Raw genomic sequence first — 13833 nt, 5'->3', positions numbered from 1 at the left:
GATCTTGCTCAGCGGTCGGTGTCGATGACGTCGACGCGCAGGCCACGACCGCCGATACCGGACATGACGGTGCGCAGCGCGGTGGCGGTACGACCGCCCCGACCGATCACCTTGCCCAGGTCGTCGGGGTGCACGTGCACCTCGAGGGTGCGGCCACGCCGAGTCGTGATCAACTGGACGCGCACGTCGTCCGGGTTCTCGACGATGCCGCGGACGAGGTGCTCAAGGGCGTCCGCGAGCTCGCTCACGCGTTGCCGTCCTCGGCCTTCTTGGCGTCCGCGTCAGCGTCGCCCTCGGTCTTGGCATCGGCCTTGTCCGCCTTCTTGGCGGACTTCTTCTTCGGCGTGGTGGCGTCCACGGTGGGCTCGGAACCCGCGGCCTCGAGGGCGGCCTCGAAGAGGGCCTTCTTGTCGGGGCGGGCTTCCTTGACCTTCAGGGTGCCCTCGGCGGGTGCCGGAAGGCCCTTGTGCTTCTGCCAGTCGCCGGTCAGCTCCAGCAGGCGCTGCACGGGCTCGGTCGGCTGCGCGCCGACACCCAGCCAGTACTGGGCACGCTCGGAGTCGACCTCGATCAGGCTCGGCTCTTCCTTGGGGTGGTACTTGCCGATCGTCTCGATCGCCTTGCCGTTGCGACGGGTGCGCGAGTCGGCGATGACGATGCGGTAGTGCGGCGAACGGATCTTGCCAAGCCGCATGAGCTTGATCTTGACGGCCACGGGTAGGAGTGCTCCTCAACTCTGCTCACGGTTGAGCGCTCGTGACCAGCGTGGGGTTGCGGGCCAGAACGTCCAGATGTCTAGGCGCCCGTGCACGGCGAGAGGGGCCGGACAGGGCGGACAGCCAGCCATTGTGCCAGACCGGCCCGGCGTCGCGAACACAGCCCGGGGACTCACCCTAGGCCGGCATCACGCCGAGCACCGTCAGCAGCAGGCCGAGCGCGGGCAGCAGGTTGTTCACCTGGTGGGCGACGATGCTGGCAAGCAGCCGCCCGGTGATCAACCGGGCCAGGCCGATCGGGATCGCGATGACCAGCAGCAACGGCGTGCGGGCCGGTTCGAGGTGGGCGACCGCGAAGATCGAGGTGCTGACCGCGAACGCGGCCCAGCGGCTCCACCCGAGGCGCTCGGCGGCGCCCCAGACCAGCCCGCGGTAGAGGATTTCCTCACAGACCGGCGCCACCAGCCACAGGTGCAGGAACACCAGCACCGCCACGGTCGGCGACAGGTGGACGCCGTCGAGCACGTTGCCGACGGCGGAGCTGGCCTCGTCCTTGCCCATCCACTTCGTCCACAGCGACGAGGCGACCAGCGTCGGCACCAGGCTGATCACCCCGATGGTCAGCCCGAGCACCACGTCCGACCAGCGCCACTCCACGCGCAGGTCGACCAGTGGCCCGTTGCCGCGCAGCCAGGTGCAGGCCACGGCGACCCCGGCGGCGATGACGATCGGCACCGAGAGCGTGATCAGCAGCCCCGCGTGCGAGAGCGGCTCACCGTTCTCCGGGCGGAACATCGCCGCGAGGAACACCGAGACCAGCAGGAACGCCAGCTGCGCGACCATGAAGGCGCCGAACCCCCACCGGTGCGCCTTGACCGGCGTGTCCGGGCCGTGGGTCGGCGCGGGGCTGCTGCCGAGCGCGCGGAGGTAGGCCGCCCAGGAGCGCACACCACCACCGCTGGACTCCTGCGGTGCGTTCACGGGTGCCTCCGAGCGTCGGTGCTACCTGCCTGCGGGCGAGCGCCGCCTGGTGCGGCGGGGAACGTCAACCAGCCGCGAAGAACAGCACTATCGCGGGCAACAGGTTGTAGACGGCGTGCGCCACGATGCTGGCGCCGATCCGTCCGGTGATCATGCGTGCGGTGCCCAGGAGCAGCCCGGCCGCGAACAGCAGCGGCATTCGGTCCGGCTCCTGGTGGATGAACGCGAACATCATCGTGGTGAGGATCAGAATGGCATACCTCGGCACCCGAAAATGTTCGAGCGCACCCCACAGCGCGCCCCTGACCAGCAGTTCCTCGGTGATCGGGGCACCGACGGCGATGAAGAACGCGAACAGCGCGAGCCAGACGGTCTGGCCCTCGGAGAACACCGGCAGCCCGCCGATCGGCCCCTGCGGTCCCCCGTCCCGGCTGGTGCGGATGAGGATGAATGCGATGAGCCACGCGGGCACCAGCGCCGCCAGGCCGCACAGCACACCGACCTTGAGGTCCCGCAATGTCGGCTTGATGCCGAAATCCGAGACCGGTCCCCTGCCCCGCGTCCACGACAGCACCAGGGGACCGAGACCGAGCAGGAGGTTCGGCACGAAGGCCAGCAGCAGCAACGGCCCGAGCTTCGGCGGGTCCGCCGGGTCGAACGCGCTGAGCCGCCCGGCCATCACCAGGCTGATCAGCAGCGACAGCAGGTAGAACCCGCCGAAGCCGATGAAGAACGCGAGGAAGCCCCAGTGCAGGCTGCCGCGCGCGGCAGCGAGCTGCTCGGCCTCCCAGAACCTCGTGTGCAGCTTGGCGTCCCTGCCGTCCTGGACGCCGCGCATCGGCGTTCCGTAGGCGGCCCACGACGGCTGCTCCGCCGGGGGCTGGGGAACGCCCATGGGAGGAGTGACGGAGTCATCGGCACCGCCGTTGTCCGGCCGCTGGTTCTCCACACGCCCTCCTTACCCCGCACGTCCATCCCCAAGACGCTAGTCGGTGCCCTGTCGCCTGCGGGTCACCGCATTGGACGACCGCGCAGCACGACCAGTGACGGTGTGCGCAACGCGGCCAGGTTCGCCCGCGGGTCCTGGTCGTAGACCACCAGGTCCGCGGGGGCGCCGTGGACGATCGACGCCATGCCGAGCCACGAGCGGGCGGCCCAGCTCGCCGCCCCGATGGCCTGTTCGGCGGTCATCCCGGCCGAGTGCAGCGCGGCGATCTCGTCGGCGATGCGGCCGTGCTTGATGCCGCCGCCCGCGTCGGTGCCCGCGTAGACCGGCACCCCGGCCTCGATCGCCTGCGCGACGGTCTGCCGCGACCCGGCGTAGAGCCGGCGCATGTGTCCCGCGTACTGGGGATACTTGCCCGCCTTGTCGGCGATGTCGGGGAAGTTCTCGATGTTGATCAGTGTGGGGACCAGCGCGGTGCCCCGCGCGGCCATCACGTCGATCACCTCACGGCTCAGCCCGGTGCCGTGCTCGATGCAGTCGATCCCCGCGTTGACCAGGCCGGGAACCGCGTCCTCCGAGAACACGTGCGCGGTCACGCGCGCGCCCGCCCCGTGCGCGACCTTGATCGCCTCGGTGAGCGCGTCCTCCGGCCACAGCGGGGCGAGGTCACCGACTCCCCTGTCGATCCAGTCGCCGACGAGCTTGACCCAGCCGTCGCCGTAGGCCGCCTGCTCCGCGACGGCCGCGGGCAGGTCGGCCGGGTCCTCGACGTCCACGCCGAGGTAGGGGATGTAGCGCTTGGGGCGGGCGATGTGGCGGCCCGCGCGGATGATCCGCGGCAGGTCCTCGCGCTCCTGGAGCGGCCGGGTGTCGATCGGCGAGCCGCAGTCCCTGATCAGCAAGGTGCCCGCGTCGCGGTCGATCTCGGCCTGGGCCGCGGCCTCGGGCAGGTCAACCGGTCCGCCGGGGCCGATGCCGACGTGGCAGTGCGCGTCGACCAGCCCCGGCACGATCCAGCAGCCGTCCGCGACCGTCACCGCGGCGCGGACCGGCTCGAACGACACCAGCCCGTCCGCGACCCACAGATCGCGGACCTCGTCACCGTGCTCCTCACGGGGCAGCACGACCCCGCGCAGGTGCAGACTTGGCACGACTGGTCCCTATTTCTTCTTCTTGCCGAAGTTCAGCTTCGACGGGTCGAAGCCGGCGGGCAGCTGGTCGAGGCCGGCCAGCCCCGGCGGCAGCTGGTTGAGCCCGGGGGGCATCCGCGAGAGGTCGGGCATGCCGGCGGGCAGACCGCCGGCGTCGTTGTTCTTCGGCCCGAACTTCTTGCCCTTCTTCCCCTTCTTGCCCTTGAGCTTCTTCGAGCCGCCGCCCGCGCCCGGCAGGCCGAACCGGCCGGCCATCTGCTTCATCATCTTGCGGGCGTCGAAGAAGCGGTTGACCAGGTCGTTGATCTCGCTGACCGCCACGCCGGAGCCGTTGGCGATGCGCAGCCGCCGAGAGGCGTTGATGATCTTCGGGTCGGCCCGCTCCGCCGGGGTCATGCCGCGGATGATCGCCTGCAACCGGTCCAGGTGCCTCTCGTCGACCTGGGCCATCGCGTCCTTCATCTGGCCCGCGCCCGGCAGCATGCCCAGCAGGTTGGCGATCGGGCCCATCTTGCGGATGGCCAGCATCTGTTCGAGGAAGTCCTCCAGCGTCAGCTCGCCGGAGCCGATCTTCTGCGCGGTCTGCTCGGCCTGCCGGGCGTCGAAGACCTGCTCGGCCTGCTCGATGAGGGTGAGCACGTCGCCCATGCCCAGGATCCGGCTGGCCATCCGGTCCGGGTGGAAGACGTCGAAGTCCTCCAGCTTCTCGCCGTTGGAGGCGAACAGGATCGGCTGCCCGGTGACGTGCCGGACCGACAGCGCGGCACCACCGCGGGCGTCGCCGTCGAGCTTGGTCAGCACCACGCCGGTGAAGCCGACGCCGTCGCGGAACGCCTCCGCGGTGGTGACGGCGTCCTGACCGATCATGGCGTCGACGACGAAGAGGATCTCGTCGGGCTGGACCGCGTCGCGGATGTCGGCGGCCTGCCGCATCAGCTCCTCGTCGACGCCGAGGCGGCCGGCGGTGTCGACCAGCACCAGGTCGTGCTGGGCCCTGCGGGCCTCCTCGATCGCGCGGCGGGCGACCTCGACCGGGTCGCCGACGCCGTTGCCCGGCTCGGGCGCGAACACCGCGACGCCCGCGCGCTGGCCGACGACCTGGAGCTGGTTGACCGCGTTGGGGCGCTGGAGGTCGCAGGCGACCAGCATCGGGGTGTGCCCCTGGCCCGCGAGGTGCTTGGCGAGCTTGCCCGCCAGCGTCGTCTTACCGGCACCCTGCAGACCAGCGAGCATGATCACGGTCGGCGGGGTCTTGGCGAGGTTGAGCCGCCGGGTCTCGCCGCCGAGGATGCCGATGAGCTCCTCGTTGACGATCTTGACGACCTGCTGGGCCGGGTTGAGGGCCTCGGAGACCTCCGCGCCCTTGGCCCGCTCCTTGACCTGGGCGATGAACTGCCGCACGACGGGCAGCGCGACGTCGGCCTCCAGCAACGCGATCCGGATCTCCCGGCAGGTCGCGTCGATGTCGGCGTCGGAGAGGCGCCCCTTGCCGCGCAGGTTCTTCAGGACCGTTGTGAGGCGGTCGGAAAGGGTGTCGAACACGGGTTTCGGGCTCCAGCCAGGTGTCGTCTGCTCAGGCTCAATCGGGTCTCAGGGTAGCCGGGTCGCCGCCACCGCTACGCGGAAGGACGCTGGAACTCCACCCTGACCCGGTCGCTGATGTCGTGGCGACGCAGCACGCAGACCTTCCGCCAGCCGGGAAAGGTGTACCCGGCACGCAGCCTTCTCCTGATCCCGGACGCCCTGCGCACGTGCTTCGCGAAGGACGTCGCGGGCAGCACGCGCCCTCGGCTGTGCTGTCCCGCGAGCGCTTCGACCGCGGTCACGTCCAGCCAGACGAAGACGCCAGGACGGCGGGTCAGGATGCGTAAGGCCGCGATCCACACGCGAGTGGACACGCGCGTCGCAGGCTCGTGCACGATCACCGCTCCCGGTGCCGTGATCGCGTGCCACACCAACCTCGCGTGATGGGCGATGTGGACTACTGGTCTGTAGAGCCGATAAGGCACCGGGCCGAGCGCGTCTCGCATGGGAGCGCGAACCTGGTCCGAGTCCAGCACGGTCACGTGCGCCGGGACCGTCGCCCTGCGCAACAGCTCGGACTTGCCGGCGCCAGGAAGTCCCGCGAGCAGCACAAGGTCTCGTCCGCCGACGGTGAAGACGGCGGGCGGTAAGTGTGTCCTAGGCCCGTCCACTACGTGGAAACGCGTGACGGCCACGGCGGCGTTCCGTACTTGCGCAAGATGTGATGAATGCCCGATTTCTAGCATCCTCACGCAACCCCCGCAGGCCCGGGATGTACCCGCACAGGGAAACGCCCGTGGCGGGAAGCGGTCCGGACCCCTCAATCCGAACCACGCCCGCCACGGGCGTCGCGACGCTCGCTGATCCCCACCTCCGCGCTGGATCCGCCACACCCCCGTGTCAGCGGTTCCCGTCGCGCGGCCCCCACCCGCGTCACAAGGAAGATCCTGCCTTTGGGCCCCGATGCTCCAAAAGCGTGATGATCCTTGCTGAGGTTTGCGTAGTGCTACGCAAACCGACACGAGCAGACCCAGCAGAGATACCTGGATCAACCAGTCTCTCCACCATGCACGACGACAGCCCCGCTCTGCCATGACGCGGCTGCGGGAAAAAGTTCAGCGGGCCGCGGCCAGCACCGCGCGCTCGACGGACGTCCGCACCGGACCACGCCTTCGCAGCCCGTCCAGGTCGCCGTCGAGACAGAACGCGTCGATGACAGTTCCGCCCAATGTGGACACTCGCGCCCAACGCACGTTGACCGCACAGGACTCCAGGGCGGCCGCGATGCGATGCAGCAGGCCAATGCGGTCGGTCGCGCGGAGTTCGAGCACTACGGCCCCGGACGCCTCGTCGTCGAACCACAGCACCTTGGGTGGCGCGACTTCCTCCGGCGGCCCGCCGTAGTCCCGCTCCTTCGCCGCCAACCGGTCCTTCAAAGGCAGTGAACCGTCGAGTGCGCGACGCAACTGCTCCTGCAGCAACGACGAGTCGGGAAGCGTGCCGAAACGCGGCGAGACGGTGAAGGTCTCCACGGCGGCGTTCTCATGACCGTGCAGCACTGCCGCGTGCACTTCGAGCGAGTTCAGCGCGAGCACTCCGGCGACCCTGGACAACAGTCCTGGACGATCGGGCGCGAACACCGTCACCGTCGCGGTGGCGCCTTCTTCGACAACGAGCACCTTCGGACGACCGGACTGCACAGCGGCCTCAGCGAGTTCGCGCTGGTCTTCTGGCAGCGGTTCGGGTTCCGGCAGCGGATCGCCCGCCATCGCCGCGCGGCACCGACCGACGAGGTCAGCGATGAGCGCCGCTTTCCAGTCGGTCCACACGCCGTTGCCAGTCGCGAGTGAATCGGCTTCGGCCAAGGCGTGCAGCAGCTCCAGCAACACCGCATTGCCGTCGAGGGTCTCGACCACGCGATGCACGGTCGCGGGGTCCTCCACGTCTCGGCGCGTCGCTGTGTGCGGCAGCAGCAAGTGGTGCCGCACGGCGTCGGAGACGAGCTTGACGTCGTTGGGCCACAGACCGACTCGTTCGGCGATCTGCGTGGCCAAAGCCGCTCCGACTACGGAGTGGTCGGAGTGCTCGGGGTCTCGGCGACCGATCGTGATGCCCTTGCCCAGGTCGTGCACCAAAGCAACGAGCAGCAACAAGTCCGGTCGTGACACACGTGTTGCGAGCCGGGCCGCGTGCACGACTGTCTGCACCAGGTGCCGGTCGACGGTCCACATGTGTGCCGCATCGCGCGGAGGCAGGTCGCGGACCGATCCCCACTCTGGGATCAGCCTTCCCCATAGACCCGTGCGGTCCAGTGCCTCGACTACGTCAACAAGACCGCGACCACAGCTCAGCAGCGACAGCAGTTCTTCACGGGCGTCACGGGGCCACGGTTTGCGTAGCTCCGGTGCGGAGTCCGCGAGCTTGGCGAGGGTACCCGCCGAGATCGGGCTGTTGGTGCGCGCCGCAGCTGCGGCTACTCGCAGCAGCAGCGCGGGATCGCGGTGGGGTGTGGCATCGCGAGCGAGAGCTACCTCTCCCCCGTGCAGCACAACGCCCTCGTCCAGCGGCCTACGCGTGGGACGGCGCTGCCACGGCGTAAGCACGCCTAGAGCTCGCTTCGGCAATGCGGCGCGGGCCGCGCGCAGCGCGACTTCCAGGGCGAAGCTGACGGTGCGGCCAGCACTGGACACCGCTCGCGCCAGCTCGAAGCGGTCCGCCATGCCCAGAGCCGAGGCGACATCGTCGCCGTCCTGGGCGCGTAGGACGTCCTGCGGGCGTGAGCTGATGCGGTGCAGCTCGGTGCGCACGTCGAGCAGTAGCGCGCGGGCGCCGGAGACATCGGCTGCGGGGCGGTCGACGACCTGGGCTGCCGCGAGCGCGTCAAGCAGGTGGAGGTCGCGTAGGCCGCCCTTGCCGTGCTTGAGGTCCGGCTCGACGCGGTGGGAGATCTCGCCGCATCGTCGCCAGCGCTCCTCGGCCGAGGAGACCAGCTCGTCGAGCCTGCCCCGGATGCCGGAGCGCCACGCCTGCCGGACCGTGGCGGACAGCCGCTGGGTGAGCTCCTGGTCACCTGCGATGTGCCGGATCTCCAGCAGCCCCAGTGCGACCCGCAGGTCCGTGCCCGCGGCGCGCTTGGCCTCGGCGATGGTGCGCACCGAATGGTCGAGGCCGATTCCGGAGTCCCACAGCGGGTACCAGATCCGGTCGGCGAGCTCGCCGATGTCGGACCGTCCACTGTGGATGATGATCAGGTCGAGGTCGGAGCGCGGGGTGAGCTCCCGCCTGCCGAGCGCCCCGACCGCGACCAGCGCGGTGCCGCCGCCCGCCCCGCCGAGCCCGGCCGATGCGGCGTGCGCCGCCAGCCAGAAGTCGTGCAGGTCGACCAGCGCGGTGCGCAGCTCCTCCGGCGCCAGCCTGCGCTGCCCCGGGGCCGGGGTGAACAACAGCGCCCGCGCCCGAACCAGGTCCTCAGCCGCGGCTCCACCGCTCACGGTCGTCATCTCCCCGAACCCCTCCACCGCGCCGCGCGGGCGCGCCCCGGCAGGAGCGCGCCCGCGATGACCTCTCACAGAGCGTCGTTGCCGCGTTCCCCGGTGCGAACGCGGACCAGGGTCTCGACGGGGGTCACCCAGACCTTGCCGTCGCCGATCTTCCCGGTGCGCGCGGCCTCGACCACGGCGTCGACGACCTTGCCCGCGACCTCGTCGTCGACCAGGACCTCGACCCGGACCTTGGGCACGAAGTCCACGGCGTACTCCGCGCCGCGGTAGACCTCGGTGTGGCCCTTCTGCCTGCCGTAGCCCTGGACCTCGCTGACGGTCATGCCGAGCACGCCCAGCTGCTCCAGCGCGGTCTTCACGTCGTCGAGGGTGAACGGCTTGACGATGGCGGTCACCAGCTTCATGACTTGCTCTCCTCAAGGGCCTGAGCGGACTGGGTGGTCACACTGGCGGCCCGGCCGGAGCCCCTGCCGCCGAAGGAGACCAGCTCGTAGGCGCTCTCCGCGTGCTCGGACTCGTCGATCCCGGCGACCTCCGCCTCGGCGGTGACGCGGAAACCGATGGTGTACTTGATCGCCAGACCGATCAGCAGGCTGAGCACGAAGGAGTAGGCCAGCACCGCTCCCGCGCCGACCGCCTGCTTGCCGAGCTGCTCGAAACCGCCACCGTAGAACAGCCCGTCGACCCCGGCGGGGGCGGACTTCGAGGCGAACAGGCCGATCAGCAGGGTGCCGGCGAGACCGCCGACCAGGTGCACACCGACCACGTCGAGCGAGTCGTCGTAGCCCAGCTTGTACTTCAGCGGGACGGCGAGGGCGCACAGGACCGCGGCGATGAAGCCGACGGCGATGGAGCCCAGCGGCGTCACGGAGTTGGCGGCCGGGGTGATCGCGACCAGGCCCGCGACGATGCCGGAGGCTGCGCCGAGGGTGGTGGCGTGGCCGTCGCGGATGCGCTCAACGACCAGCCAGCCCAGCGTGGCGGCGGCGGTGGCGACCAGGGTGTTGACGAAGGCGACACCGGCGGTCCCGTTGGCGGCGACGGCGGACCCGGCGTTGAACCCGAACCAGCCGAACCACAGCAGACCGGCGCCGAGGACCACCAGCGGCAGGTTGTGCGGCTTCATCGGCTCCTTCGGCCAGCCCTTGCGCTTGCCGAGGACCAGCGCGAGTGCGAGCGCGGCGGCTCCGGCGTTGATGTGCACGGCGGTGCCACCGGCGAAGTCGAGTGCGCCGAGGGTGTTGGCGATCCAGCCACCCGGGTCGATGACGTTGCCCGCCGCGTCCTTGCCGTCGAAGTCGAACACCCAGTGCGCCACCGGGAAGTACACGACGATCGCCCACACCGCGGCGAAGAGCAGCCACGGGCCGAACCGGGCGCGGTCGGCGATGGCTCCGGAGATCAGCGCGACGGTGATGATGGCGAACATCGCCTGGAAGGCCACGAACGCGGTGGTGGGGATCGTCCCGAACACCGAGTCGGCGCCGAGCAGCCCCTCCAGCCCGAAGAACTCGAACGGCTTGCCGAGGAGGCCGCCGCCGACGTCGGTGCCGAAAACGGTGGAGTAACCGATGAGCACCCACAGCACGCCGACCACGGCGATGCTGCCAAGGCTCATCATGAGCATGTTCAGCACGCTCTTCGCGCGCACCATGCCGCCGTAGAAGAACGCGAGCCCTGGTGTCATCAGCAGCACCAACGCGGCGCTGACCAACACCCAGGCGGTGTCGCCGGAGTTCATAGGTAGTCCTTCCATGCCTGCCCCATTCGCATGAGCAGCATCGGAAGGCGGTGTTTCACGCGGCGACGCGCGACGTTTCCCCGGAGTGAACTGTCAGCCCTCTCCTGTTACGACCACGTTGCACGCCACCTCCCACTCCTCCCCTCCCCGCGAAACCCGGCGGCAACCTCGCCATTCGCGGGCTTATGGACTCTTCCGGAGCTCCGAACACGTCCATAAGCCCGCGAATGGCGGGAAGGGGATCGGGGGGGTAGGGGGTAGGGAGTTAGGGGGGTTAGGGGGTTTGCCAGGTTTTTGCGGCGCCGAAGGTGTGGCCTGGTTCTCCCGCCATCACGTAGGCGCCCTCGCGCAGGCGCTCGACCAGCTCCCGCGTCCACTCCACGCCGCGGTCGGCCGCGTGCACCCAGAGGCCGGACAGCTCGCGGAAGTGCTCCGGCTCTTCTCCGCCGCCCGCACGGCTGGTGAAGCGGGCCTTCTCCTCGCGCTCCTTCTCCAACGCGTCGATGCGTTGGAGAAGGAGCGAGATCGCGTCCTCGCGGGTGAGCGCCGGTAGCAGCGCCACCCCGGCGACCAGCAGGTCCGGGCGGTGCTCCGGTGTCCGCAGCGCTTCGCGGAGCATCTCGTGGAACGCCGCCTCACCCTGCTCGGTGAGGTAGTAGTCGACCCTGCCCGGCCACTCCTCGATGTCGGTGTGGGCGAGCAGTCCGTCCTTGTCCAACTGGCGAAGCGCGTGGTAGAGCGAGCCCCACTTGATGTTGGCCCACTCCTCGGCGCCCCAGGAGACGAGCTCGTTGCGCACCAAGTACCCGTGTGCGCGCCCGTAGGCGCGAACCACACCGAGGACAAGCAGCCGCGTCGCCGACATCGTCTCCCTGCTCCCGCTCCAGCCCGTGGGTGTGCACGCACAGGCTAGAGGAGGCCCAGGTCAGACAGCCCAGTACCAGCTGGCCGCGCCGTAGGCGGGGTACTCCACCCTGCTGTCGACGTGGGTGAAGCTGGAGTAGCGGATGATCCCGGAGAAGCCCGAGGTCTGCGCGTAGCCGATGGTCTGGCTGACGCTGCGGCCACTGATCACGATGTCCGCGGCGATGCCGTAGGTGTGCTGGCTGTTGCGCGCGCCGCCGACCGAGGAGTTGTGGCTCTTGCTGCGGAAGCCGGAGTTGACCGTGATCGCGCGGTCACCGGCCTTCTTCCTGATCGCCTCCAGCTTGTACATCAGCCGCCGCACGTTCTCCTTGACCTCCGACGCGGAGACGTTGCCGCCGGAGAACCCCTTGCCGTCCTTGGAGTGGAACTCCGAGAACGTGAAGTGCTTCGTCGAGCCGTCGGACTTCTGCAACGAGTTCAGCTTGGACTGGGTCGCCGAGTCCACCGTGCCGTTGACGGTGAGGCCGTAGGCTTTCTGGAACCGCTTGACCGCCGCCTCGGTGCTGGCCCCGAAGGTGCCGTCGACCTTGACCACGGAGCGCGACGCGGAGTCCGCGGCCCACCCGGCCACGCGGACCTGCACCTCGCGCACGTCGGCCCCGCTGTCGCCGGACTTGAGCACCCGGTTCCACGTGTAGGCCTGCGCGACGGGCTGGACGAGCGAGGTCGCCAGCAAGGTCATCACCAGTGCGGACAGGACTCTGATCAGCATTCTGGACATGTGCCCTCCTCGGGGAGCCGCCGCAGGGTGGACGGCCCCGTCAGGGGCGAACATGGCAAGAAGATTTACGACAAACCAGGCATCTCGTCAAAAATTCACGGCACCGCAAGCGAGCCGCAAGCGCCGATCAGCGCAGCAGCGCGTCGACGAACGCCTCCGGCTCGAACGGCGCGAGGTCGTCGGCGCCCTCGCCGAGGCCGACCAGCTTCACCGGCACGCCGAGCTCGCGCTGCACCTGGAAGACGATGCCGCCCTTGGCCGTGCCGTCCAGCTTGGTCAGCACCACACCGGTCACGTCGACGACGTCGGAGAACACCCGCGCCTGGGTGAGCCCGTTCTGGCCGGTGGTGGCGTCGAGGACCAGCAGCACCTCGTCCACCTCGGCCTGCTTGGACACCACGCGCTTGACCTTGCCGAGCTCGTCCATCAGGCCGGCTTTGGTGTGCAGCCGGCCCGCGGTGTCGACCAGGACCGCGTCCACCTTGGCCTCGACACCGCGCTTGACCGCGTCGAAGGCGACCGAGGCCGGGTCGGCGCCCTCCGGGCCGCGAACGACCTCGGCGCCCGCGCGCTCACCCCAGGTCGCGAGCTGCTCCGCGGCGGCCGCGCGGAAGGTGTCCGCCGCGCCGAGCAGGACCTGGCGGCCGTCGGCGACCAGGACGCGGGTGAGCTTGCCGGTGGTGGTGGTCTTGCCGGTGCCGTTCACGCCGACGACGAGCACCACGGCGGGACGGCCGTCGTGCGGCAGCGCGCGCACCGAGCGGTCCATGCCCGGGTTCAGCGCGTCGACCAGCACGTCGCGCAGCAGGCTCCGCACCTCGTCGGAGGTGCGCACACCCCGCGCGGTGATCTCCTTGCGCAGCCGCTCGATGACGTCCGCCGCGGTCGCCGAACCGAGGTCGGCCATGAGCAGCGTGTCCTCGATGTCGGTCCAGGAGTCCTCGTCGAGGTCACCGGCACCGAGCAGGCCGAGCAGGCTCTGCCCCAGGGTCGAGCGGGACCGGGACAGCCGCCCGCGCAGCCGCTCCAGCCGACCGGAGGTCGGCTCGATCTCCTCGACCACCGGCGGCGCGGGCTCCGGCTCCGGGCTGGGAGCCGGGGCAGGGGGCTCCTCGACGACCTCGGGCGCTGCGGCCCGCTGCTCGGGGGCCTGCTGCTCGGGGATCTGCTGCTCGGGGAGCTCGACGTCGACGATGCCGCGGCGCGGGGTGTCCCTCGGCACGGACGCGTCGTCACCAACGCCGGGCTGGCCGTCGGTCTCGGTGCGGTCCGCGACCGGGTGCTTCGGCTTCTCGTCGGTGGCACCGGAGGAGAAGCCGATGCCACCGACCGTCTTGTACGTGTCCTTGCCGGTGCTCGGCAGCTTCTCCGCAGGGCGGTCCTGGGTCAGGCTCACCCGCCGTCGCCTGGCCAGCACCAACCCGGTGACGAGTGCGGCGACCAGCACGGCGACTACGGCGACGGAAATCCAGATCAGCTGCTCAGTGGACACGTGGCTATCCTCGCACTCCCCCGTCCGCCGAACGCTGGGGAGCCTCACAACCTGGCCTCAAAGCAAGCCAAGAGCTTGCGAAAAGATTCACCATGGTTTAGACCTCTGTCCGTGAAATCTTGGCGGGTGCTCGG

13 protein-coding genes are annotated in these 13833 nt (G+C 69.9%); all 13 read right to left on the bottom strand.

All coding sequences use genetic code 11. The annotated features are described in order from the left end of the window. Positions 1–8: 8 nt before the first annotated feature. A complete protein-coding gene (locus ACFFQA_RS29480; RefSeq protein ID WP_030430526.1) occupies positions 9–248 on the bottom strand; it encodes an RNA-binding protein in 240 nt (79 codons plus the stop codon). Then, entirely contained in the window at positions 245–715 is a 471-nt protein-coding gene (gene rpsP / locus ACFFQA_RS29475) for a 30S ribosomal protein S16 (RefSeq protein ID WP_377859362.1), read from the bottom strand. The genes ACFFQA_RS29480 and rpsP overlap by 4 nt, the downstream gene beginning before the upstream one ends. Positions 716–893: 178 nt before the next feature. Next, positions 894–1697, bottom strand: a complete 804-nt coding sequence (locus ACFFQA_RS29470; protein ID WP_377859361.1) for a CPBP family intramembrane glutamic endopeptidase — start codon at positions 1695–1697, stop codon at positions 894–896. A gap of 64 nt (positions 1698–1761) precedes the next feature. Continuing rightward, entirely contained in the window at positions 1762–2646 is an 885-nt protein-coding gene (locus ACFFQA_RS29465; RefSeq protein WP_377859358.1) for a CPBP family intramembrane glutamic endopeptidase, read from the bottom strand. A 62-nt stretch (positions 2647–2708) separates the two neighbouring features. Further along, positions 2709–3794 (bottom strand): amidohydrolase family protein, encoded by a 1086-nt coding sequence (locus tag ACFFQA_RS29460; RefSeq protein ID WP_377859356.1) that lies wholly within the window; start codon positions 3792–3794, stop codon positions 2709–2711. A 9-nt stretch (positions 3795–3803) separates the two neighbouring features. Then, positions 3804–5336, bottom strand: a complete 1533-nt coding sequence (ffh, locus tag ACFFQA_RS29455; RefSeq protein ID WP_377859353.1) for a signal recognition particle protein — start codon at positions 5334–5336, stop codon at positions 3804–3806. A gap of 74 nt (positions 5337–5410) precedes the next feature. Next, positions 5411–5929, bottom strand: a complete 519-nt coding sequence (locus ACFFQA_RS29450; RefSeq protein WP_377859350.1) for an AAA family ATPase — start codon at positions 5927–5929, stop codon at positions 5411–5413. A 504-nt stretch (positions 5930–6433) separates the two neighbouring features. Then, positions 6434–8818: a [protein-PII] uridylyltransferase gene (locus ACFFQA_RS29445; RefSeq protein WP_377859347.1), complete on the bottom strand. Its 2385-nt coding sequence runs from the start codon at positions 8816–8818 to the stop codon at positions 6434–6436. A gap of 65 nt (positions 8819–8883) precedes the next feature. Next, entirely contained in the window at positions 8884–9222 is a 339-nt protein-coding gene (locus ACFFQA_RS29440) for a P-II family nitrogen regulator (RefSeq protein WP_377859345.1), read from the bottom strand. After that, positions 9219–10559 (bottom strand): ammonium transporter, encoded by a 1341-nt coding sequence (locus ACFFQA_RS29435; RefSeq protein WP_377859342.1) that lies wholly within the window; start codon positions 10557–10559, stop codon positions 9219–9221. The genes ACFFQA_RS29440 and ACFFQA_RS29435 overlap by 4 nt, the downstream gene beginning before the upstream one ends. A 274-nt stretch (positions 10560–10833) precedes the next feature. Next, positions 10834–11424, bottom strand: a complete 591-nt coding sequence (locus ACFFQA_RS29430; protein ID WP_377859339.1) for a PadR family transcriptional regulator — start codon at positions 11422–11424, stop codon at positions 10834–10836. 60 nt (positions 11425–11484) lie between these two features. Continuing rightward, on the bottom strand, positions 11485–12207 hold the full coding sequence (locus tag ACFFQA_RS29425) for a D-Ala-D-Ala carboxypeptidase family metallohydrolase (protein ID WP_377859336.1): 723 nt from the start codon (positions 12205–12207) through the stop codon (positions 11485–11487). Between the two features lie 127 nt (positions 12208–12334). Then, positions 12335–13699: a signal recognition particle-docking protein FtsY gene (gene ftsY / locus ACFFQA_RS29420; protein WP_377859333.1), complete on the bottom strand. Its 1365-nt coding sequence runs from the start codon at positions 13697–13699 to the stop codon at positions 12335–12337. Positions 13700–13833: the final 134 nt, after the last annotated feature.

Origin of the sequence: Allokutzneria oryzae (assembly GCF_042429765.1) — a bacterium.
In the GTDB taxonomy this organism is placed as follows: Bacteria; Actinomycetota; Actinomycetes; order Mycobacteriales; family Pseudonocardiaceae; genus Allokutzneria; species Allokutzneria oryzae.
Note: the sequence above shows the minus strand (reverse complement) of the source record. Positions and strands in the feature narration are given on the sequence as shown.